Annotated in this window: 17 protein-coding genes; 1 reads left to right on the top strand and 16 read right to left on the bottom strand. The window is 39.7% G+C overall.

All coding sequences use genetic code 11. The features are described 5' to 3' along the window. Nucleotides 1-2: 2 nt before the first annotated feature. The 15 genes from mreD to KO473_RS21425 all read right to left on the bottom strand — a co-directional run bounded on the left by mreD (nt 3) and on the right by KO473_RS21425 (nt 18,239). Nucleotides 3-500, bottom strand: coding sequence for a rod shape-determining protein MreD (gene mreD / locus KO473_RS21495; RefSeq protein ID WP_005783076.1), 498 nt, complete (start codon nt 498-500; stop codon nt 3-5). Further along, nucleotides 497-1,342 (bottom strand): rod shape-determining protein MreC, encoded by an 846-nt coding sequence (gene mreC, locus KO473_RS21490; RefSeq protein WP_005783073.1) that lies wholly within the window; start codon nt 1,340-1,342, stop codon nt 497-499. The genes mreD and mreC overlap by 4 nt, the downstream gene beginning before the upstream one ends. Before the next feature lie 102 nt (nt 1,343-1,444). Then, nucleotides 1,445-2,467: a rod shape-determining protein gene (locus KO473_RS21485; protein ID WP_005792050.1), complete on the bottom strand. Its 1,023-nt coding sequence runs from the start codon at nt 2,465-2,467 to the stop codon at nt 1,445-1,447. Nucleotides 2,468-2,540: 73 nt separating this feature from the next. Further along, nucleotides 2,541-4,064, bottom strand: coding sequence for a bifunctional phosphoribosylaminoimidazolecarboxamide formyltransferase/IMP cyclohydrolase (purH, locus tag KO473_RS21480; RefSeq protein ID WP_122130913.1), 1,524 nt, complete (start codon nt 4,062-4,064; stop codon nt 2,541-2,543). 151 nt (nt 4,065-4,215) lie between these two features. Continuing rightward, nucleotides 4,216-6,249 (bottom strand): M13 family metallopeptidase, encoded by a 2,034-nt coding sequence (locus KO473_RS21475; RefSeq protein ID WP_005822052.1) that lies wholly within the window; start codon nt 6,247-6,249, stop codon nt 4,216-4,218. 15 nt (nt 6,250-6,264) lie between these two features. Further along, nucleotides 6,265-8,220 carry an ABC-F family ATP-binding cassette domain-containing protein gene (locus KO473_RS21470; protein ID WP_005822053.1) on the bottom strand — a complete coding sequence of 652 codons (1,956 nt, stop codon included), beginning with the start codon at nt 8,218-8,220 and terminating at the stop codon, nt 6,265-6,267. Nucleotides 8,221-8,494: 274 nt separating this feature from the next. Continuing rightward, a complete protein-coding gene (locus tag KO473_RS21465) occupies nt 8,495-9,265 on the bottom strand; it encodes a galactosyltransferase-related protein (protein ID WP_005822054.1) in 771 nt (256 codons plus the stop codon). Further along, the gene (locus KO473_RS21460; protein WP_005822055.1) at nt 9,246-10,796 is read right to left on the bottom strand and encodes a glycosyltransferase; all 1,551 of its coding nucleotides are present in this window, start codon (nt 10,794-10,796) and stop codon (nt 9,246-9,248) included. Before KO473_RS21460 ends, KO473_RS21465 begins: the two co-directional genes overlap by 20 nt. Continuing rightward, on the bottom strand, nt 10,793-12,079 hold the full coding sequence (locus tag KO473_RS21455) for a bifunctional 2-polyprenyl-6-hydroxyphenol methylase/3-demethylubiquinol 3-O-methyltransferase UbiG (protein WP_032571452.1): 1,287 nt from the start codon (nt 12,077-12,079) through the stop codon (nt 10,793-10,795). The genes KO473_RS21460 and KO473_RS21455 overlap by 4 nt, the downstream gene beginning before the upstream one ends. Before the next feature lie 21 nt (nt 12,080-12,100). Continuing rightward, nucleotides 12,101-13,669 carry a vitamin K epoxide reductase family protein gene (locus KO473_RS21450; protein ID WP_005822059.1) on the bottom strand — a complete coding sequence of 523 codons (1,569 nt, stop codon included), beginning with the start codon at nt 13,667-13,669 and terminating at the stop codon, nt 12,101-12,103. Further along, a complete protein-coding gene (locus KO473_RS21445) occupies nt 13,662-14,486 on the bottom strand; it encodes a glycosyltransferase (protein WP_330166116.1) in 825 nt (274 codons plus the stop codon). Before KO473_RS21445 ends, KO473_RS21450 begins: the two co-directional genes overlap by 8 nt. After that, complete coding sequence (locus KO473_RS21440) at nt 14,411-14,869, bottom strand: hypothetical protein (RefSeq protein WP_005822061.1); 459 nt, start codon at nt 14,867-14,869, stop codon at nt 14,411-14,413. The genes KO473_RS21445 and KO473_RS21440 overlap by 76 nt, the downstream gene beginning before the upstream one ends. Then, entirely contained in the window at nt 14,866-15,516 is a 651-nt protein-coding gene (locus tag KO473_RS21435; protein ID WP_005822062.1) for a lanthionine synthetase LanC family protein, read from the bottom strand. The genes KO473_RS21440 and KO473_RS21435 overlap by 4 nt, the downstream gene beginning before the upstream one ends. 35 nt (nt 15,517-15,551) lie before the next feature. After that, the gene (locus tag KO473_RS21430; protein WP_005822063.1) at nt 15,552-15,836 is read right to left on the bottom strand and encodes a hypothetical protein; all 285 of its coding nucleotides are present in this window, start codon (nt 15,834-15,836) and stop codon (nt 15,552-15,554) included. Between the two features lie 6 nt (nt 15,837-15,842). Next, a complete protein-coding gene (locus KO473_RS21425) occupies nt 15,843-18,239 on the bottom strand; it encodes a TonB-dependent receptor plug domain-containing protein (RefSeq protein WP_122130908.1) in 2,397 nt (798 codons plus the stop codon). A 572-nt stretch (nt 18,240-18,811) separates the two neighbouring features. Between KO473_RS21425 and KO473_RS21420 the strand changes: the two genes are divergently transcribed. After that, nucleotides 18,812-19,705 carry a transposase gene (locus KO473_RS21420; protein WP_309544301.1) on the top strand — a complete coding sequence of 298 codons (894 nt, stop codon included), beginning with the start codon at nt 18,812-18,814 and terminating at the stop codon, nt 19,703-19,705. A 183-nt stretch (nt 19,706-19,888) separates the two neighbouring features. Here the strand turns inward: KO473_RS21420 and KO473_RS21415 are convergent, their stop codons facing one another. Beyond that, nucleotides 19,889-20,125: a hypothetical protein gene (locus tag KO473_RS21415; protein ID WP_005822068.1), complete on the bottom strand. Its 237-nt coding sequence runs from the start codon at nt 20,123-20,125 to the stop codon at nt 19,889-19,891. Between the last annotated feature and the right edge of the window lie 4 nt (nt 20,126-20,129).

Raw genomic sequence — 20,129 nt, 5'->3', positions numbered from 1 at the left:
ATCTATCTCCTCACTCCTTCAACAGCCATAATACAAGTTATAGTCAAAATGGTGCTCGACACCACCCTTAACAGCAATAACGGTATGCTGGTAAATGAGAAGAACTCAAGAGTAAGCAACATAAGATGATGTACAAAGACACTCACCACCAGATATTTGAGAAAAGAAGCAATCCCCATACTTTTCAACGAAGGTACAATGCTGTCCAAAGTATCGCGGGGAGTAAACAAACGGAGAAACAACGGACGTAGAAAAGCCAGTAACACTGTCGCCGCCGCATTCATACCCGGTGTGTTAGAAAAGATATCAATGGCAAGACCTATGCAAAAGCCCCATAACATCAATTCGTTTCGGGAAGTACCGGAATTAAACTTTAAAATAAAGTAGACATATAAAAAAGGAGTAGCCACACCGGCAATATGCACATTATTCAGGATCAGTACCTGAAGCAAGATCAGACCGACAAACCATCCTATTCTATGTATATAGTTGATAATCATTGCGCCAAACTCTTTTGTTCCAATTCTTTTTGTTCATGCTGGCCGGTCCTTGCAATCACACGCACTTCACTCACTTTACCAAAATCCGTTGCCAGCTTTACTTTCAACAAATAAGAGAGCCCGTCATTCGAATCGGCCATATCATCTACAGTACCAATCATGATCCCTTCAGGAAAAACGGTAGAATAACCACTGGTTACCACTGTATCCCCTAAGTTGAACTCTGCATGACGGGGTAAATCTTTCAAATAAGCATATCGGGAATCTCCATACTCCCATTTCAGATAACCAAAATATTCACTACCCACAATTTTACAACTAATACTGGACTTGCTGTTCAGCACCGAAATGACCCGGGAATAATGAGAAGAAGTATCGTATACGATACCAACGACTCCGTTTCCGTCGACAACTCCCATTTCCGGGCGGATCCCATCTTTCGATCCACGATTTAAAGTGATGTAATTATCTACCAGATTGAGACTGTTATTGATGACCCGCGCCTTAAAAACCTGATAATCCGTATTAGGTAAATTGCGGATACTATTTAATTCGGTAGAGTCTGATAAATGCCTTCCCAGAGCATCCTCCAGATTGTGATTCTGTTGTTCCAGTTCCATAATGCGATCCAGCAAATCTTCATTGACCGATTTTAAATGGAAATAAGAAGTAATCCCTCCGGATACTTCATACACTTTGCCGGCAACCGCATTAGCCGAACTGAAATAAACACTGTGTTGATAGTGATTAAAGCGAAATAACAAAACAAAACTGATCACCTCCAATAAAATGAAGAGGAACCAGTGATTATATTTCAAGAGAAAGTTCAGTAAATTCCGCATAAAGACATATAAGTTACAAGCTACGAACTACGAGCTACAAGTATATGCAGCTACATTTATGCACTGCCAGTAACTTATAGCTCGTAATTCGTAGTTAATTATTTATCTCATCAAGAATGAGAAACGGTCTACATTCTTCAATGCAACACCTGTACCTTTAGCCACTGCATGCAACGGATCTTCCGCAATGTGGAAAGGAATATTAATCTTATCAGTCAGACGTTTGTCCAAGCCACGAAGCAGCGCTCCACCACCGGCCAGATAGATTCCATTGTGTACAATATCAGCATACAGTTCAGGAGGCGTATTCTCCAACGCGCTCAAAATAGCCGTTTCAATTTTTGAAATTGATTTCTCAAGGCAGTGTGCTACTTCCTGATAACATACCGGCACTTCCATCGGAAGCGCAGTAATACGGTTCGGTCCGTGAACAATATAATCTTCCGGAGCATCCTCACCCAGTTCAGTCAAAGCAGCACCTACATTGATTTTAATACGCTCGGCCATACGTTCACTGACTTTAACGTTATGTTGGCGGCTCATATATTCCTGAATATCTGCTGTCAGATCGTCACCTGCAATGCGAATGGAGTTATTCGAAACAATACCTCCCAATGAAATTACGGCAATCTCGGTAGAACCACCACCTATATCGACAATCATATTTCCTTCCGGTGCCTCTACATCGATACCAATGCCAATAGCTGCGGCCATAGGTTCAAATACCAGATAAACATCACGTCCACCGGCATGTTCGGCAGAGTCACGAACAGCACGAAGTTCAACTTCCGTACTACCCGAAGGCACTCCGATCACCATACGAAGCGACGGAGAAAAAAGACGGTTGCGAGTATTTACCTGTTTGATTAATCCGCGCATCATCTGCTCGCAAGCATAGAAGTCGGCAATCACTCCGTCACGTAGCGGACGGATGGTACGAATATTCTCGTGGGTCTTTTCGTGCATCAGTTTTGCCTTTTCCCCCACAGCAATCATCTTGTCTGTCCGACGGTCAAGGGCCACCACCGAAGGCTCATCTACTACAATCTTACCACCGGTAATTATGATAGTATTGGCCGTACCGAGGTCCATTGCTATTTCTTGTGTAAAAGAGAATAATCCCATAATGAATAAATTTCTAATGCGTCGATATGCCAGTGTGCCCTAACGGGTTGTCCGGCATACAACAAGTTTTTAATTAGTGCTTAAAGTGGCGGATACCCGTTGTCACCATTGCCATGCCATGTTCGTTGCAATAGTCAAATGTCAACTGGTCTTTCACCGAACCTCCCGGCTGAATAACAGCTGTCACACCTTCTTTATCCGCAATTTCCACACAGTCGGGGAAAGGGAAGAAAGCATCCGACGCCATCACTGCACCCTGCAGGTCAAATCCAAATGACTTAGCCTTCTCGATAGCCTGCTTCAATGCATCCACACGCGAAGTCTGTCCTACACCGCTTGCCAGCAATTGTTTACCTTTTGCCAGTACGATGGCATTCGATTTACTGTTTTTCACTATCTTATTAGCAAACAACAGATCTTCGACCTCTTCGGGAGTAGGAATTTTATCAGTTACCGTTTTAAGGTCTGCCGTTGATTCAATATTCAAGTCTCTATCCTGAACCAGTACACCATTGAGCAAAGAGCGGAATTGCTTTCTCGGCAATTTGGCTTCTTTACGAACCAAAATAATACGGTTCTTTTTCTGCCCAAGAATTTCAAGTGCATCTACATCATAATCAGGAGCAATCACTACTTCAAAGAAGATTTTATTAATCTCTTCCGCAGTCTCTTTATCAATAACGGCATTCGTGATCAATACGCCGCCAAACGCAGAAACCGGATCACCGGCCAAAGCATCTTTCCATGCCTCAAGCACAGTCGGGCGGGAAGCCAGTCCGCAAGCATTGTTATGCTTCAGAATAGCAAATGTAACGTCATCAAATTCATCAATCAAGTCTACAGCAGCATTAATGTCGAGCAGATTGTTGTAAGAAATTTCTTTTCCATGAATCTGGTCGAACATTTCGTCCAGGTTTCCATAGAAATATCCTTTCTGATGCGGATTTTCACCATAACGCAGCGCCTTCTGGCTGTTTGCAGAACAACGGAAAGCAGATCCCTCCTCGGCATCAAAGTAATTGAAAATAGCCGAATCATAATGTGATGAAACTGCAAATGCCTCTTTTGCCATCCAGCGGCGTTCTTCAAGGGAAGAAGTAGCTCCATGCTCCATCAACATATCGAGCAATGGTTTATACTGGGCCTGAGAAGGAACAATAATCACATCGTTGTAATTTTTAGCAGCGGCACGAATCAAAGAGATTCCGCCTATATCAATTTTCTCGATAATAGCAGCTTCATCGGCACCTGAAGCAACCGTAGCCTCAAATGGATAAAGATCTACAATGACAAGATCTATTTCAGGAATTTCATATTTTTCAATCTGCTGGATGTCTTGTTCCAGTCCGCGACGGCAAAGAATACCTCCGAAAATCTTCGGATGCAGCGTCTTCACTCTGCCACCCAAAATCGAAGGGTACGAAGTCAAATCTTCGACAGCCTTACAGGGATAGCCCAGTGATTCGATAAACTGACGAGTTCCTCCCGTTGATAAGAACTCCACTCCTTCTTCGTGCAGTTTGGTAATGATTTCATCCAAACCTTCTTTGTGATAAACCGATACCAGTGCGGTTTTTATTCTTTTAGACTCAGACATTGATTTGCTTATTAAGTATTTGGTGCGCAAAGTTACAAAATATTGTTTATCACACGTTATAAATAAGGTGTGAATTAATAATAAAAAAGCGCTGACTCACAATTAAATGAGTCAGCGCCTTTCTTATTATCAGTTTATTTGCAACAATCTATTACCAAATAGATACCCGTTTATCCATTGGTAAGTACATCGGATCTTTTTCAGTAATATTGAAAGCCTCGTACCATGCACCAATCTGAGGTAGTGCGCCATCTACACGCCATTTGCCTAATGAGTGCGGATCAATCTTCGTAAGTTTCAGGATTTCTTCCGGACGGATATTGCCAGCCCACACATTTGCGTAAGACAGGAAGAAACGTTGTTCGGGTGTAAATCCATTTTCATTTTTCAAAGGTGCAGCCGCCGTTGCTTTTTTGAATGCCTGGTAAGACACTTGAAGTCCACCGTGATCGGCAATATTTTCACCCAAAGTAAACTCTCCGTTGGCATGAACCCCGGGAGCTACTTCAATGCTGTCGAAGAAGTTAACCATCACTGCTGCACGTGCTTCAAAGTTCTTGGCATCCTCTGCCGTCCACCAGTCTTTCAAGTTACCATCCTTATCATACTGACGGCCCTGATCATCAAATCCATGAGTCATCTCATGTCCGATAACTACACCAATCGCTCCATAATTGAAAGCATCGTCTGCATTCATATCAAAGAAAGGATATTGAAGTATTCCGGCCGGGAAACAGATTTCATTCGTCGTCGGATTGTAATATGCATTTACTGTCTGCGGAGTCATGTGCCACTCCTCTTTATCTACCGGCTTACCATATTTGGCAATCATTTCATTGTAGCCCCACTGACTGGCGCGCTCAATATTAGCCCAATACGAATCATCCTTTATCTCAAGTGAAGAGTAGTCTTTCCATTTATCCGGATATCCGATCTTTACATGGAAAGTTGCCAGTTTTTCCATGGCCTTTTCTTTAGTCTCTTCTCCCATCCAGCTCAGTTCCCTGATACGTTCGCCCAGAGATTCTTGCAGATTCTTGACCAGAGCCACCATTCTTTCTTTGGCCGCAGCAGGGAAGTACTTCTCCACATACATCTGTCCGACAGCTTCGCCCAATGAATTGTCAACTGTGCTGACAGCACGCTTCCAACGAGGTTGCATTTCTTTCTTACCCGACATGGTACGACCATAGAAGTCAAAATTCTGAGCCACGAAGTCATCACTCAGGTAATTGGCGGCCGAATTGATCAGATTCCACTGCAAGTACAGAATCTGGTCCTCAAGCGGTACTGTATCGATAATGGCATTCACTTCTTTCATTGCATCAGGCTGCCCGATATTAATCTCTTTCAAGTTATTCAGTCCGGCAGTCGAGAAAAATACATCCCATGCGAAAGAGGGATATTCTTTTTGCAATGTTTCCAAAGTCTTCTTGTTATAGTTGGCATGCGGATCGCGTAATTCTACTTGTGAACGTGCCGACCGGGCCAGGCGGGTTTCAATGTTCATTACAGCTTTCACTGCTTTTCCGGCAGTAGCCTCATCATATCCTGCCAATCGGAACATCTTACCTACATGCTGCTGATATTTATCACGGATCTCTTTTGTCTGTGCATCATTCTCCAGATAATAATCCCGTTCGCCCATACCCAGGCCTCCCTGCATGGTGTGTACCATGTTTTCATTGCTATTCATGTCATCAGCGCTGACATAAAAAATAAAATAGGGATACATACCATTCTTTTGCATTTCCACGATCAACGGATAAATCTCAGTTTTACTTTTGATAGCACCTATTTTATCCAGTTCGGGTTTAATGGGAGCAACGCCTTCCTTATTCAGCTTTACGCTGTCCATAGCAATATTATAAAGTTCACCTACTTTCTGTGCAATGCTGCCCGCTTCGTGTTTGCCCGCTGCCAAACCTTCAATCAGCCCGCGCAATTGCCGGCGATTGTTCTCGGCAAGCATATCAAACGAACCGAAACGCGAATATTCGTCTGTCAGAGGATGGTTTTTCATCCATCCGCCACAAGCGTACTGATAGAAACTGGTGCCCGGCAGGGCAGTTGTGTCAAGGTTGGCAAGGTCAATGCCGGACGTAAGTACGGCCTCTTTCTTACTGTTGCATCCTGTTGCCATACAACAGATTGCAAGGATTGGTAAATACTTAATTACTTTCATACACTTAAAAAACTATTATTTTTCATTCATCTCCTCCAGCTCCATTGAAACACGTTCCCACTCTTCCACCGTGTGGTCAAGTTGTTGTTTCAACTTCTGGTGTTGTTCGTAAAGTGACATATCCGAAGCACCATCGGGTGTAGCCATCTTCTCTTCAAGGATAGCTATAGCCGATTCTGTTTGTTCGATGGCAGCTTCACAGTCTGCCACCTGGCGCTCCAGTTTCTTTATCTTCTTATTAAATTCTTTCTGTGCTTCGTAGGACAGTTTATTTTCGGATAGCCCCTCTTCAGCTCCTTCCTCTTTCTTACCGCCTGTAGGTGAGGCAGACAAAGGATTGTTTTTCTGAAGTTCGTTCAGGTTCTCTATTTTTTTCTTTTGAAGGAAATCATAGATACCTCCCAAGTGCTCTTTCACTACACCACCACCGAACTCATATACTTTAGTCGCAAGTCCGTCCAAGAAATCACGGTCATGACTGACAATAATTACTGTACCGTCAAATTCACGTATGGCCTCTTTCAATACATCCTTCGAACGCATATCCAAATGGTTGGTAGGCTCGTCGAGTATCAGGAAGTTCACAGGTTCCAACAATAATTTTATCATTGCCAGCCGGGTGCGCTCCCCCCCCGAAAGCACTTTTACCTTCTTATCCGAGGCTTCACCACCAAACATGAAGGCTCCCAGTATATCGCGTATTTTGAGACGGATATCTCCCACTGCCACCCGGTCGATCGTATCGAAAACAGTCAGGTTCTCGTCAAGCATCTGTGCCTGATTCTGCGCAAAATAACCTATCTGTACATTATGTCCCAAGGTAAGCTTGCCTTCATAATCAATCTCGCTCATGATACATTTCACAAGGGTAGACTTACCTTCACCGTTCTTTCCCACAAAAGCAACCTTCTCGCCACGATTGATGGTCAGATTGACATCATGGAAGACAACATGCGATCCGTAAGTTTTTTTCACATCTTCGCAGATCACAGGATAGTTGCCACTACGGCTGGAGCAGACAAACTTAAGCCTCAACGCTGAGTTATCCACTTCGTCCACTTCGATCCGCTCTATCTTTTCCAGCTGCTTCATACGACTCTGAACCTGTACGGCCTTAGTTGCTTTATATCGGAAACGCTCAATGAAAGCCTCTGTATCTTCAATCTGCTTCTGCTGATTCTCGTAAGCGCGCAGCTGCTGTTCACGACGCTCCTGACGCAGAACAATAAACTCATCGTACTTCACCTTGTAATCATATATCTGTCCGCAGGTTATTTCGATGGTACGGGTAGTTACATTATTCAGGAAAGCCCGGTCGTGGCTGACCAGTACTACTGCATTGGCACGGGTAGATAAAAAATTCTCCAGCCATTGGATACTCTCAATATCCAAATGATTGGTAGGTTCATCGAGCAGCAGTACATCCGGTTTGCGGAGCAAAAGTTTTGCCAACTCGATCCGCATACGCCATCCACCGGAAAATTCACTGGTAGGACGATTAAAGTCATCCCGACTGAAGCCCAATCCTAAGAGGGTACGTTCTATCTCTGCATGAAAGTTAGTCCCTCCCATCATTAGAAAACGGTCGTTCTCGTGCGTAAAACGGTCAATAAGTTTATGATACTCTTCCGAATCATAGTCAGTGCGGTCGGCTAACTCCTGATTCATCCTCTCCAAATCGGCTTGAAGTTCGAAAATATGTTCAAATGCCAATTCCGCCTCTTCCATCACGGTATGGTTATCGGCGAGAATCATCACCTGCGGCAGATAGCCGATCGTTACATCACGCGGAATAGCTATAACACCCCGTGTCGGACTTTGCAGTCCGGCCAAGATCTTCAACATAGTTGATTTCCCGGCACCGTTTTTACCCACCAGGGCTATTCGATCTTTTTTATTAATGACATAACTAACGTCCTCAAACAATGGTGTGGCGTTAAATTCTACTGTTAATCCTTCTACTGAAATCACTTCTTTCTATAAATAAGGGAATTGAGGCAGCAAAGATACTCATTTATACAGACTGCGAAAAAAGAAACGGAATAAATATACACCCACGGAAATGGCAAATAACATAAAGCCGTATGATAAATAAAGTCGATTACATTAATAAGTTCCATTCATAGTCCAATTTCAATTGTATCTGAATAACAACCTTACCCTTTAATAAGAAAATAGCAGTTCTTTGACGGAACAGCCCACAATTTACAAACCAATTTTCCCAATCCTTCCAATTACCACTATTCTATTTCCATGATAGTATATATTCTTCCAGTTCTTGGCGAGACATATTACAGACTCTAACAAATTCATTTCTATTTTTAACCCCCTGTTCTTCACTGATATACCAAGAATTATAACTTCGTGGATGATATAAATGAAATAATGGTCCCCCACTCACCCAAGAAACTGAATATCCTAAAATCTCGACACGATGCACTCTTTCCGCATCTTCCGGTCCCCAGCCATAAAAGTTCTTATTTTCACCACCACAACTCAAATAGATAATACGATTCATTAGGACAGCCCCTCCTGTCGACGGCCTTCCCATTAAGCGTATAGCTTCTTTGGGATGCCGTGTCCAAAGAACTGTTCTACCACATCTCGCATATTCTTGTGAGGCTTTTGAAGATAATGCTTTTACAACTCCATTATAAGGTAAACACAACACACTATCTCCCTCAACCACTCTTCTCACAGCTTCCTCTATCTGCCAATACTCAACTATTATATCAGCATCCCATATTCCTACTACTGGATATTTACTTTTTTTAAACAATGAATCCCAATACAAAGTACGATGAAATACAGGATCACAATCAAAAACAAAATGATAAAAGATACGTTCCGAAGAAAGCTTTAATTGATATTTCTGCTCCGCATCAATTTCCCAAACTTCTATACGTATCCCTGTCCCATAAAGATGACTTAAAGTTAAATCTAGATTACGTGCCCTTTCAGGGCTATCAATCCTTACCAATATAAATATAACTACTTCAGAAGCGTATTTTATCATAATATTCAGCTTGCACTAAAATCGATTTTGTTTTGCTCTTATAAATACCGGCCTTATAAAACTCCTGTATCAACACTAAAGCCTCTACATAAATCCCTTTAATCTCTCTAAGAAGAATATCAAGCCAATCAATATAATAAATAAGATACTCACGTAGTTCAGAAATGATAGGAATATTTTCATCTTTATCTATTATACGTGCCAATATATAATATCCCAATCCGGTCACCCCATGTTCGACACTAATATCTGTCATTTTGGATATATGTATTTCTCCAATTACACGCCTATCAATATCTGCCAATATCTCATTTGCATTTCCTTCTGCATAACCATGCCTGATTAAATATTCAACTCCCCAACCAATCCCTAATAAGCCATTCGAAAACTCCAAAGGATATTCTATAGACAATAATTCTTCCATCAATCCATTTAATAAATAATCTGCATATTTTTCATAACAATTCTTATTAGTATAACGAGAAAAGCGATATAAAAATAGTATATTACCCATTTGTCCTTCTAAAAAGCAATAAGGAGACTCAGAAAACAATGATTTATAAAAAATCCGCATCTCTTTCAAAATACATGACATATAATAATTCGCAGAAAAAGAATAGTGATTGAAAGCCATAGCAAAAGGTATAAATTGCCTCACCTTATCAAACTTATCATTAGTCTCTTTCGATGGTAATAAACAGACTGTATAAAATAAAAACATGGCTTTTAACAACAACAATTCTCTCACTTCATACAAGTAATTACCACCAGACAAATCCAAAGCAAATCTCCACAAATTATCAACAACTATTAATAATGAATCTCTTCTACAAGAAGAATCACACAGACTTGTCAAGGAATCATCTCTGAGTCTATAATAATAAAAATCAGCAGGTGAAACAGCAACAGTTTTAGCAGTTACCAATACTAATGGAGTCCACAATTCATCTTCATGAATGATTGATAAAAAACGGAAATTATGCTTATCAAGAAAAGATTTCCGGTACAAATAACTATACACCATAACTGTATAGCTATGTTCTCGTTCTACTGTCAAGTAATACCTTCTTCCGGATATTGGTACATTTATCGGAAAAATATCGGAATTGCGTTTAAATGACCAACAAGTTACATTATCACCTTTTTGAGAGACAGTAAGAACATTACCAACGATAATATCCACATCACAAGAGTCCGCTGTCTTTAACAACAGTTCAAAAGCATCGGGTGAAAGCCAGTCATCACTATCCAAGAATGCTATATAATCTCCAGCAGCTTTTTCCAACCCAACATTACGCGCCATAGATAGCCCTGAATTATTTTGTGTAATTAATGTGAAACGACTATCCAAACGACAATAGTCACAAAGTATACTCGCAGAATTATCAGTAGATCCATCATTGATCAATATCGCCTCAAAAAAAGGCATTGTTTGTCTCAATAATGAATCTAAACACTGATGCAAATACCTCTCTGCATTATAAACGGGCACAATGGCAGTTATTCTTACTAATTTACAGTCATCTATCATACCATATTCTGCTTTTCAAAAAACATAATTGTATTTTTGAACCACCAATACGTTGCATGACTCCTAAGATATTGGCTTACTATTCTATTCTCATAAAAACCATGTTTTTCCATTCGAGATATTATATAATAATTAGACCTACAATTTACATGCCCATTTCCACATTGTCCTTCAACCGCCCAACTCAAAGCAATATATTTCCGGGCATTACGAATTAAATTCAAAAAGAAAACATCTTCTCTATCTGCCGGAATATGTTCACCTACTTCCAAACTCAATACCGCATCAAACGGTTCTTCAGTCTTCACCTCCTCTGAAAGGTCCACACATTGACAATAAGAACCGTCTTCAAAAAAAAGTGCAGACATTTCCTCAACATAAGGATTACCATCATAACCATCAGCAGCATATCCATTACGATACAATAAAGCGGTATACCATCCCGGACCACAACCAAAATCTCCGATCGAATCAATATTAAGTAATCGAAAAATATCAAGCAAAGCATTTCCTAAGCCAGCATCATAATGATGCCCATAAAATCCTGAGGTTTGCCAACATCCCGAAGGAGATATGGGCAAAGAAGGTTTAACTAAAAGATAATATTGAATTTGTTGCCATAATGTATCTGTATTCACATCATTGACCCCACATAAAAAGAAAGCTGAAGAAGTGGCTATCTTCCACCAGTCTTTTCCATCATTTTCCTCAAACAATAAAGTAATATTTCCTACTTTTGAACTATATGAAGACCTCATTATGAATGTAGGTAAGAAAATTGTCTCCGGATAAGGGAAATGAGTTATTTGGCTATATAAAGAATAGCCCAAGCTACAACTATTAATAAGAAAATCAGCATATTTCCCAGTAATTGACATCTGATATTTTCCCTCATAATACAAAGGATAATTTAGTTTAGACAGTGGTCTAACCTCCATAAATTCACGTTCTGAACATGTACAACAGAACTGATTCAACTCCTCCAAACCTTTCAAAGGAAAATCTTTCGCATCAAGTATATGTATATAATCATAAGAATTATGAGTAGAAGCCATATTCAACAAATAAAGTATAGCATCGAGTCTTCCCGTTTTTCTAGAATGAACATTAAACATACTATATACACCCAACACTTGTTCCGAATGTAAGATCTTATTTTTCTGTCTTTTTAAAGAAATATCCAAATGAATATATATAAAGAAATTATGACCAGTCACAAAAGTGATCCAGCGATTTAAGTCTTCTATTTTTAAATCGCATAAAAGCAAAAGCGCATGTTTCATATCCTTATTATCAAAAGGTAACTATCTTAATAACAATTCTGCAAGTTTGGAATTAGCCAAATAAACCAAATCTTCTATTTGATATCTTTTGGGCAATTTATATCCATTTACTAATATTGTAGGTGTCGCTGATAAGTGATTACCAATTTTCCATCTTTGATGATGCTCCAATTCACTTAAAACGTCAGCACTATTTATATCCAGATTGAATTTCTTTATATAATCTTTTGCCGTATATTTTCCTCTAGTAAACCACTCTTCATAAATCCTCCTGCCCTTTTCCTCACCATATTGCAAATATACTGCAATTAAGAACTGATTACTAATCAAGAGTTCATCATTAAAAGCAGAGAATATGTACTGTACACACATTCTATCACCAACATCCATCAATAAATTCTCTATTTTACGATGCATCTTACCGCATGGCTCGCAATGTGGATTGGTTAATACCGTAACGCATAATGATGCATCTGAATTTCCCAATATCATTTTAGAAACTGTTCTGTCAATATAGTAATGAGGTTCTTTTTTGAGCAAAGAAACAAAAACCTCTTCCACCACTTTAATACTAGCCAATTCATAGGCGGCCATACGATATTGCCTCAACTTAGTTAATACTTGTACTATTTGATTCATTAATAGAATTGAAAATAAATACATACACATAACAAGCAATAAACTTCTCCAGTTCCAAACCGGTATCGCTATCATATGGAATCCCAAATCAACAAAAAACAAACACCATAACAAACATTGCACGATCAAACACAGCACACACCATTGGCGTGCTATGTTGGATTGATACCAAACACTCCAAATAGTATAAGGTAAAGCTAAAATATTGACCCAAACCATATAAAAAATTAATTCTGGGGAAAAAAGAATACCAATTATATTAGACATGAAATAGCCAAACCCAATCTCACTCCAACTAAAAAGCCCCATAAAATTAGCGGCATCGGACTCCAAAACAGTATTACAATCTTTTTGATGAAATAGAGTACATATCTTATCTCCATACAGACTTTGGGCATGCAGTTGTTTCTGCAATAACAAATAAGAAACTCCCATACCCATAAAATTTATAATCAAATACATCCAAGAGTACGTAGTCCCTACCCAAAGAGAAGGCATACACAAAAACAACAATATGAACAAAAGCACACTTATCGCTCCCTTCTTTATTTTAGAAACCAACTCCTGCCATTTATGCTGTTTGTAATCAGGCTCTATTGATTTAGATGATGTTTCTGTCAATAATACAATTCCATCCCATATTTCACAAAACGCTTCTAGCGAAGATTGTATCCATCTTCTTTGCCAATAATATTCTATTTTCTCCCTTGTTAAATTCTTTACTACAACGATATCGTGTCCCGCATAAGCTATAAACGGAGCATCTAATAATTCTATATCATCTTTTGATATTTGAACTCCCTTATTCTCGACATGATACATAGTGAGAATTTGGGAGAAGCCATATAAATTATATTTATAAGGATGTCCCTCAATTAATTCACTCAAATATTTTTTTGTGTATTTAACATGAAGTTCATCAAATAAAATACTTAATATGTTTCTATTCATTGCATTTACTATTATCCAACAAAGACTTATAATTCATACACATTTTTTCAAAAGAATATTCTTCTTCATATTTTTTCCGATAAGCAACGCCTATTCTTTTTCGGACTTTTTCATCGCCCAACAAAAAAGTCAATCGATTAGACAACTGGTTTACCAATGGCTCTTTGTCCTTGATATAAAGCTTACATTCATCCAAAATCATTTCATTTAAGCCTGTTGAATCAGTCCCAATAATAGGTAAACCAAACATCATCATCTCAATAGCAACATAACTACATTGCTCATGAAAAGAAGGTATAACCCCTATATCCGCAACCTGATAATAGCTATACAAGCGCTCTTTACTGATTTTACCAACATAAGTTATTTTAGCGGATATATCAGAACCCTGATTGATATAATACTCAAAATTTCCATCCCCAACTACAAGAAGACGTATATCAGACTCTAATGGTAAAACACCCTCAATAGCCTTAATAAGAATATCTAATCCTTTAACAAAATCCAAACGTCCTACAAAAAGAATTATCTTTTCTCCATGGTTTAAAAAGAGTTTCTTTTTAGAACATCTTTCCTTTTCAAAAGCGTCAACCAAACCATTATGTATTAAGACTATTTTCTTTACAGTAATATGATACAAGTTTTGAAGTAACCTTTGAGTATAATAGCATAAGCAGATAACCTTATCTGATAAATTTAAAATTCGTTTTTCTTCCTGATAACAACGTGCCAAAGAATGTTCTATTCCTGTTCTTCTTTCGCTTTTTTTATCAAAATTTGCTGAAATTTTTCTTCGTCTCCTTGAAGGGCAAAACACCACTTGAAATAATGTATAACTAAATATATCGATGCAGACGGATACAACTCTTTCAATAAGGAAAAGACATTACTATTAAGCCAAAAATTAAGCAGAAACATGTTTTTTTCATTTTCATCAATATAAGAGGCTAAAATATAAATAATCGCTTCATCATAGCGTTCTAACTGTTCCAACGTAGCAGACGGTTGGATTGGAATTCGTATATATCTGATTTTGTCTATTTCTAGTATACGAATAGACTTTTCTGTTGACATGGAATTAACACAAGTTATACGTATTTGATCAAGGTCATCCAGACTCTTTATCAACTGCTCCAAGTAGCTTCCTACCCCATATTGCAATCCACGAGAAAGATTATTAAAAATATAAAGATGTTTCATTCTAATAACATTTTAAGACCAGTGCTCCAACTTATACTCTCATTCTCCAGATTTTTTTTTATCATACTTAAAATCTTCAAAAGACACTCTTTATATGGCATATTCAATTCACAATTAATATACGAACATACAATTTCCGTCCTATTCTCAACAGGAATCATTAAACAGGCTGAACGTAACCTCTCCAAGTATTCTGGTCCAAAAGGTATATAGTCCTTATTAGTCCTTTTAGAACACAATCGAGACATTACATAATAAACAACTCCTTCCAAACCATTTTCTAATGAATAATCTGTAATATAAACCGGATCATACTGCATGGTTAAGTGGTCAATATCGGATAAAACTATATCCGAATTACCTTCTACATAATGCTGTGTTATCAAATATTCAATAACCCATCCTATACCACAAAGCCCATTCGAAAAATGAAATTTCAGATCTGTTGTTATGTTTTCACAAATCTCATTAAGTAACTTTTCTGCATATCTTTCATAAAGACGACTTCTTGTATATGCAGAATAATGAAAGAAAAAAATAAGACTACCTGTTTTACCAGAAAATAATCCAATGTCAGATCTAAAAACATCTTGCAATATCTGATAATTGGCAAGATTTGACAAGTCAAAACACAATTCAGCCTTCATAAAAAACACAAATAGTTACAAAACAAATTTATTGATCACCGATCATATTCATCTAAAACGACACAAATACAACTTCTGGGCTGTCCATCTACATATCCCAGATTAACACAAGTACGTTCTAGAGTTCTCATTCCTATACCATCATAGTAGGAATAGGAAGGACACGTTCCACCACAAGACTGAGAGCCGCCCCCAGTATTACAAGAATCAGCATCTATAGGATAACTATAACCTCCAAAAATATTCTTCATTTCGTCATCACTTAATGCTTTAATATATTTTTGTTTGCCTTTGGCATTAATTTTCTGAAGTATCACCATATCATTCTATTTATTACTTAGAGTTTGAATTAAATTTATCAACTTTCCATTCGATGTGATTCCTTGAACAACAAGAGTCAATTGACTTTGTCCCGGATCACTGAATTTCAAATGAGAGACAGCATTATTTAGCTGGAGAACAGGAGACCAATATATTGTTTTGTAACTATTTTCACTATTACTTATTGCACCGTGAACAACCGGATAAAAAGGCGAATAAAACTCACGTTTCAGCTGATACCCCATGGGACGAATCATCCTAAAATTGGATGCTTTCTTGCCAACAGTGCCTAAACCTGATTTTGTACTAATCAGAATAGCGCCATTCGATGCTTTAGATCCAATGTATGCCATCTGAGCAGCATCTTTTATCAACTCAACCGATTCTACTATAGATACAGGGATACCGACAAGTTCAGAATAAGAAGTTTCCAGTCCATCTACCATCAATAGAGCTGGAAAAGGAGTAGAACTCATCCCTAAACGTATACGTGTTATATAAAAAAATTCTCCCGTATTCGAATCAACCGCCTGCCCTACCCCTGGAGTATTTATCAATAGTTCCTTGACCGATGAATAAGGCGAAAGAGTCATTTCGTCCACATGGTAGGTCTTGTTCCAATCGGAATGGACCATTGAAGACTCGATGGAATACCGTTTCTTTTTCTCGATTCTTTTGGTGGAGATCACAACTTCGTCTAAATATTGCTCCATGGAAAAAGGATCGGTAGAAGAGTGCCGGAACACATCCTTGCCGGTTGGGGAAGAATCCTCGCCGGATTGTTCGGCAACAACCGGCGCATCCATCTCTGCACGAAACCAATCCGCATAAACGGGAAGAGAAGAATGCACAGGGGGAACGGAATCACGGTCGACTAACAGCGCCACGCTTGTGCCCCCTTTCTCCTTGCGGGCCTGAAGAATAAGATGCGTGCCCTGAGGGAAAGAAAGATCGTCGAAACGGAAACGGCCCGAAGCATCGCTCGTCGTCTGACGCATAATCTTTTTATCGAAAGAGAATAAAGTGACAACCGCATCAGCGATACACTTCTTTTGGGAATATTCGGAAACCACCTTGCCACTGATGCACCGGCTGCTCTCTACCGGAAAGAAACCCCGATCCGGAACAAGGCTGTATTTCACCCAACCCTGAGTCAGCATCAGCAAGTCCAGCAGATATGAGGTGCGGGAGTCATCTCTGGAAAAATAGAAAGAGGGAGCCTCAACATAGCCCTGAAGGTCAGAACTCAGAAGAAAAGAAGAAAGGATATTTACCGTGGTATCCTGAAGAGCATAACGGTCGTCGGTGACCGAAACAGAAAGTGTACCGCCCAACGGCTCACCCGAGGAATCGCGAAGGCCCAAACTGACATCCCAAAACGAACGTCCCTTCTCTTCTTTCAAGCGAGCCGAGAAATCAACGTCGGCACGCACGGAAGGATTCCAATTGAAAGCGGTACGGCCGCTTAAGGGAACGCCCGAGCCGTCCAACAAAACAAAACGGAGCACACCCGGAGGCAGCGGAGAGCGGGGAAGACGCAAAAGCCCGGAACCGGAGAAAGACGCATGCAAAAGAATACTATCCCGATATTCGACGCGAAGGGAATAACCGGAAAACGGGGAAACGCCCGAATTTAAACGTACCAGAAAATCGTCCTTACGGACATCGACACGGAGGCCCACCGCAGAAGCCGGATCAACTTCCGGAAGGGCGAAGCGAAGCTCCATCCCCTCGCGATTGCGGCAGACTGCCGTATAACGGTCGCCCGAAACAGGCTCGAGGTTGAAGAAGCCCATACCCCGATGGACGGAACGCAACGCAGTGACGGTATCTCCACGCTGATTGACCACAAAGCCCTGAACATCCGTTCCCAAACCGTCGGGACTCAACGCCTTGAAAGCGACGCGGCTGACGCAGCCCGAAGGGAGACGTCCTCCCTCGGGAAAGAAAGAGACGTGGTAGGAGGCCGCCATGCGAGTCACGCTCTCCTTGCGGTAGTCCTGAAAGGGACGCCCGCCGACAATGATCTGACGGTAGAAGTAACGGGGATCGGGCAAAGAGGAAAGATAACGGGTATAGAAACGAAGCGTGTAATTGCCCGAGCGCAACGTGTCGCCCAAAGAGAGGTAACCGGAAAAAACACCGTGATCATCCTTCACCATCTCACGGGAGATGACCTGGCTGTCGGCCAGCAATTCAGCATAAACGTAGCGGCTGTAAGCCGTTGCCTCCGGGCGGGTATCCAGCAGGTAGGCACGGAAACGGACCGTATCACCACGCTCGTAATTGGCACGATCCGTATGGACGTAAAGTTTCTCGTGAGACCCGATATGACAGGATTGGGCAGATGACCCAACGAAGCCATACAGAAGGAAGAATATGAAAGTAAGGAGTTTGTTCATATCTATATATCAAGGTTAAAACGTCTATCGAAAGATAAACAGATAAATTAGGAAAAAGAACAAAACAGATAAAAAGATTCATTAACTTTTAACTATTTAACAGTTATGGGGCGTTGAGAGCAATCTGGTGTATACTCCCCGGCTTTACAAGGTAATTCCACTTCGGCATATTCTTGTGGTGAACGACTTGTAATCTTAGTCGTTGTTCATAGCCATTGTGAAGTTGTCATGTTTTCACAAATCTCATTGAGCAATTTTCTGCATAGTTCATACGTAAATAATGCTTCGGTAAATTTTTACCGAGATTTTAAAAGTTAAACATGAACCGACTAAAACTGGCTCAATACACATATAAGAGATCATTGAAACATTGTCCAAAACGGATGGTCAAGCAATAAGAATTGTAGATGAAAAAGTAGATAAACAACTGATAACAAAGAAGAAAAAGTATTACATAAGTCGTTGATATTTAGAAAATTGGAAGTCTTCGAAATCTTCTGATTATGACTAAAGAAACACTCCTTATGCAATACCAATCTGAGTGCCTGTCGGCTCTCAAATAAGTCGTAAATATAAGCAAACCTTTTGAAAAGGCCTTCATGGATACTATGAAATTATTCATGGCTATACCGGATCGTATAAATTTCCTTCAATTGGGTAGGTATGGTTGCTTTTCGGAGCAGACATACCGTAACCTTTTTGAGAATGATAGTATGGGTAAAAACCTCGTTGATTGGTATAGCAGTTATCTTATCAGTAAAAAAGACAAGATACGGAGAATATCCAGAACGGTGGTTGCGGACGTATTCTTTTCCAAGGAAACTTTCATAACGCCTATGTGTGAGAATAACTTCCATGTCATTAGCCGCTTGAGGAATGATGCAATCCTCTACTATCCAACATTGGAAAAGAAAACAGGAAAACGAGGTCATCCTAAATGGTTTGACGGCAAGATTGACTTTGCCAATCTGGATCTGACCCGATGTAAGGAATACGAAGTGAATAAAGGAAAACTGTATGAATTGAGGGTATATGCAAAAGCTCTCAAAAGGTACGTTTCCTTATCCTTCTGGTATCCGATGGACGGAAGGACAGACAAGTGGCAGCTTTATTTCTCTACAGACGATTCTATGGATGGACGCGAAGTGCTGGATTATTACAGAACAAGATTCCAACTGGAATTTTGCTTTAGAGATGGCAAGCAGCATGCTGGAATCACCAATTATCAGTCAACAGACTTCAGAAAGCTGGATTTTCACTTCAATGCATCGTTCGCTGCTGTCAACTTGACCAAAGCGGCATGTAAAAGGCTCGGAACAACATATTCCATATCATCTTGCAAGTCAGTAATACACAATGCTTATATGCTTGAACAATTTATTTGCGTGTTTGGGATTAACCCAGACATACAAGTTATTGACAAAATTTTCAAAGGACTCATTTTATTTACAGCCAAAGCTGCTTAAGCTTGGATAAATTTTAACAAACTATTATAAGAAAGAACATAAGGCTCTACCCATCTTTCCAGAAAACAGGCCAATATCCGACGTAAAAGTATCTTGCAATATTTGATGATTAGCAAGAGTTAATAATTGAGAATTTAATTCGTCTTTCATAGCAATTACAAATGGTTAAAAACAATATATAAATCACCTCCCATCATATTCATCCAGAACAACACAAATACAATTCATTGGCTGTTCATTGGGAAAGAAAGAAGAAGTTATACATGTGCGGTCTAATAAAATTGGATGATTTAGATCATGCCAAGATGGATTTTCATATAATACTGCTGGAGGGCATTCACCACTACAGCTACTACCTTGATTTGTAACACAAGAACCACCAACAAAAGGATAGCTATATCCTCCAAAAATATTTTTCATTTCA

Source organism: Bacteroides sp. HF-4919 (assembly GCF_018860125.1).
The sequence above is the reverse complement of the archived record's forward strand: the minus strand, read 5'-3'. Positions and strand labels throughout refer to the sequence as shown.

Excerpts from the sequence above, each read along its gene's own strand:
- mreD (WP_005783076.1), bottom strand. The coding sequence starts at position 500 with ATGATTATCAACTATATACATAGAATAGGATGGTTTGTCGGTCTGATC.
- mreC (WP_005783073.1), bottom strand. The coding sequence starts at position 1,342 with ATGCGGAATTTACTGAACTTTCTCTTGAAATATAATCACTGGTTCCTC.
- KO473_RS21485 (WP_005792050.1), bottom strand. The coding sequence starts at position 2,467 with ATGGGATTATTCTCTTTTACACAAGAAATAGCAATGGACCTCGGTACG.
- purH (WP_122130913.1), bottom strand. The coding sequence starts at position 4,064 with ATGTCTGAGTCTAAAAGAATAAAAACCGCACTGGTATCGGTTTATCAC.
- KO473_RS21475 (WP_005822052.1), bottom strand. The coding sequence starts at position 6,249 with ATGAAAGTAATTAAGTATTTACCAATCCTTGCAATCTGTTGTATGGCA.
- KO473_RS21465 (WP_005822054.1), bottom strand. The coding sequence starts at position 9,265 with ATGATAAAATACGCTTCTGAAGTAGTTATATTTATATTGGTAAGGATT.
- KO473_RS21460 (WP_005822055.1), bottom strand. The coding sequence starts at position 10,796 with ATGATAGATGACTGTAAATTAGTAAGAATAACTGCCATTGTGCCCGTT.
- KO473_RS21455 (WP_032571452.1), bottom strand. The coding sequence starts at position 12,079 with ATGAAACATGCGCTTTTGCTTTTATGCGATTTAAAAATAGAAGACTTA.
- KO473_RS21450 (WP_005822059.1), bottom strand. The coding sequence starts at position 13,669 with ATGAATAGAAACATATTAAGTATTTTATTTGATGAACTTCATGTTAAA.
- KO473_RS21440 (WP_005822061.1), bottom strand. The coding sequence starts at position 14,869 with ATGAAACATCTTTATATTTTTAATAATCTTTCTCGTGGATTGCAATAT.
- KO473_RS21435 (WP_005822062.1), bottom strand. The coding sequence starts at position 15,516 with ATGAAGGCTGAATTGTGTTTTGACTTGTCAAATCTTGCCAATTATCAG.
- KO473_RS21430 (WP_005822063.1), bottom strand. The coding sequence starts at position 15,836 with ATGGTGATACTTCAGAAAATTAATGCCAAAGGCAAACAAAAATATATT.
- KO473_RS21425 (WP_122130908.1), bottom strand. The coding sequence starts at position 18,239 with ATGAACAAACTCCTTACTTTCATATTCTTCCTTCTGTATGGCTTCGTT.
- KO473_RS21415 (WP_005822068.1), bottom strand. The coding sequence starts at position 20,125 with ATGAAAAATATTTTTGGAGGATATAGCTATCCTTTTGTTGGTGGTTCT.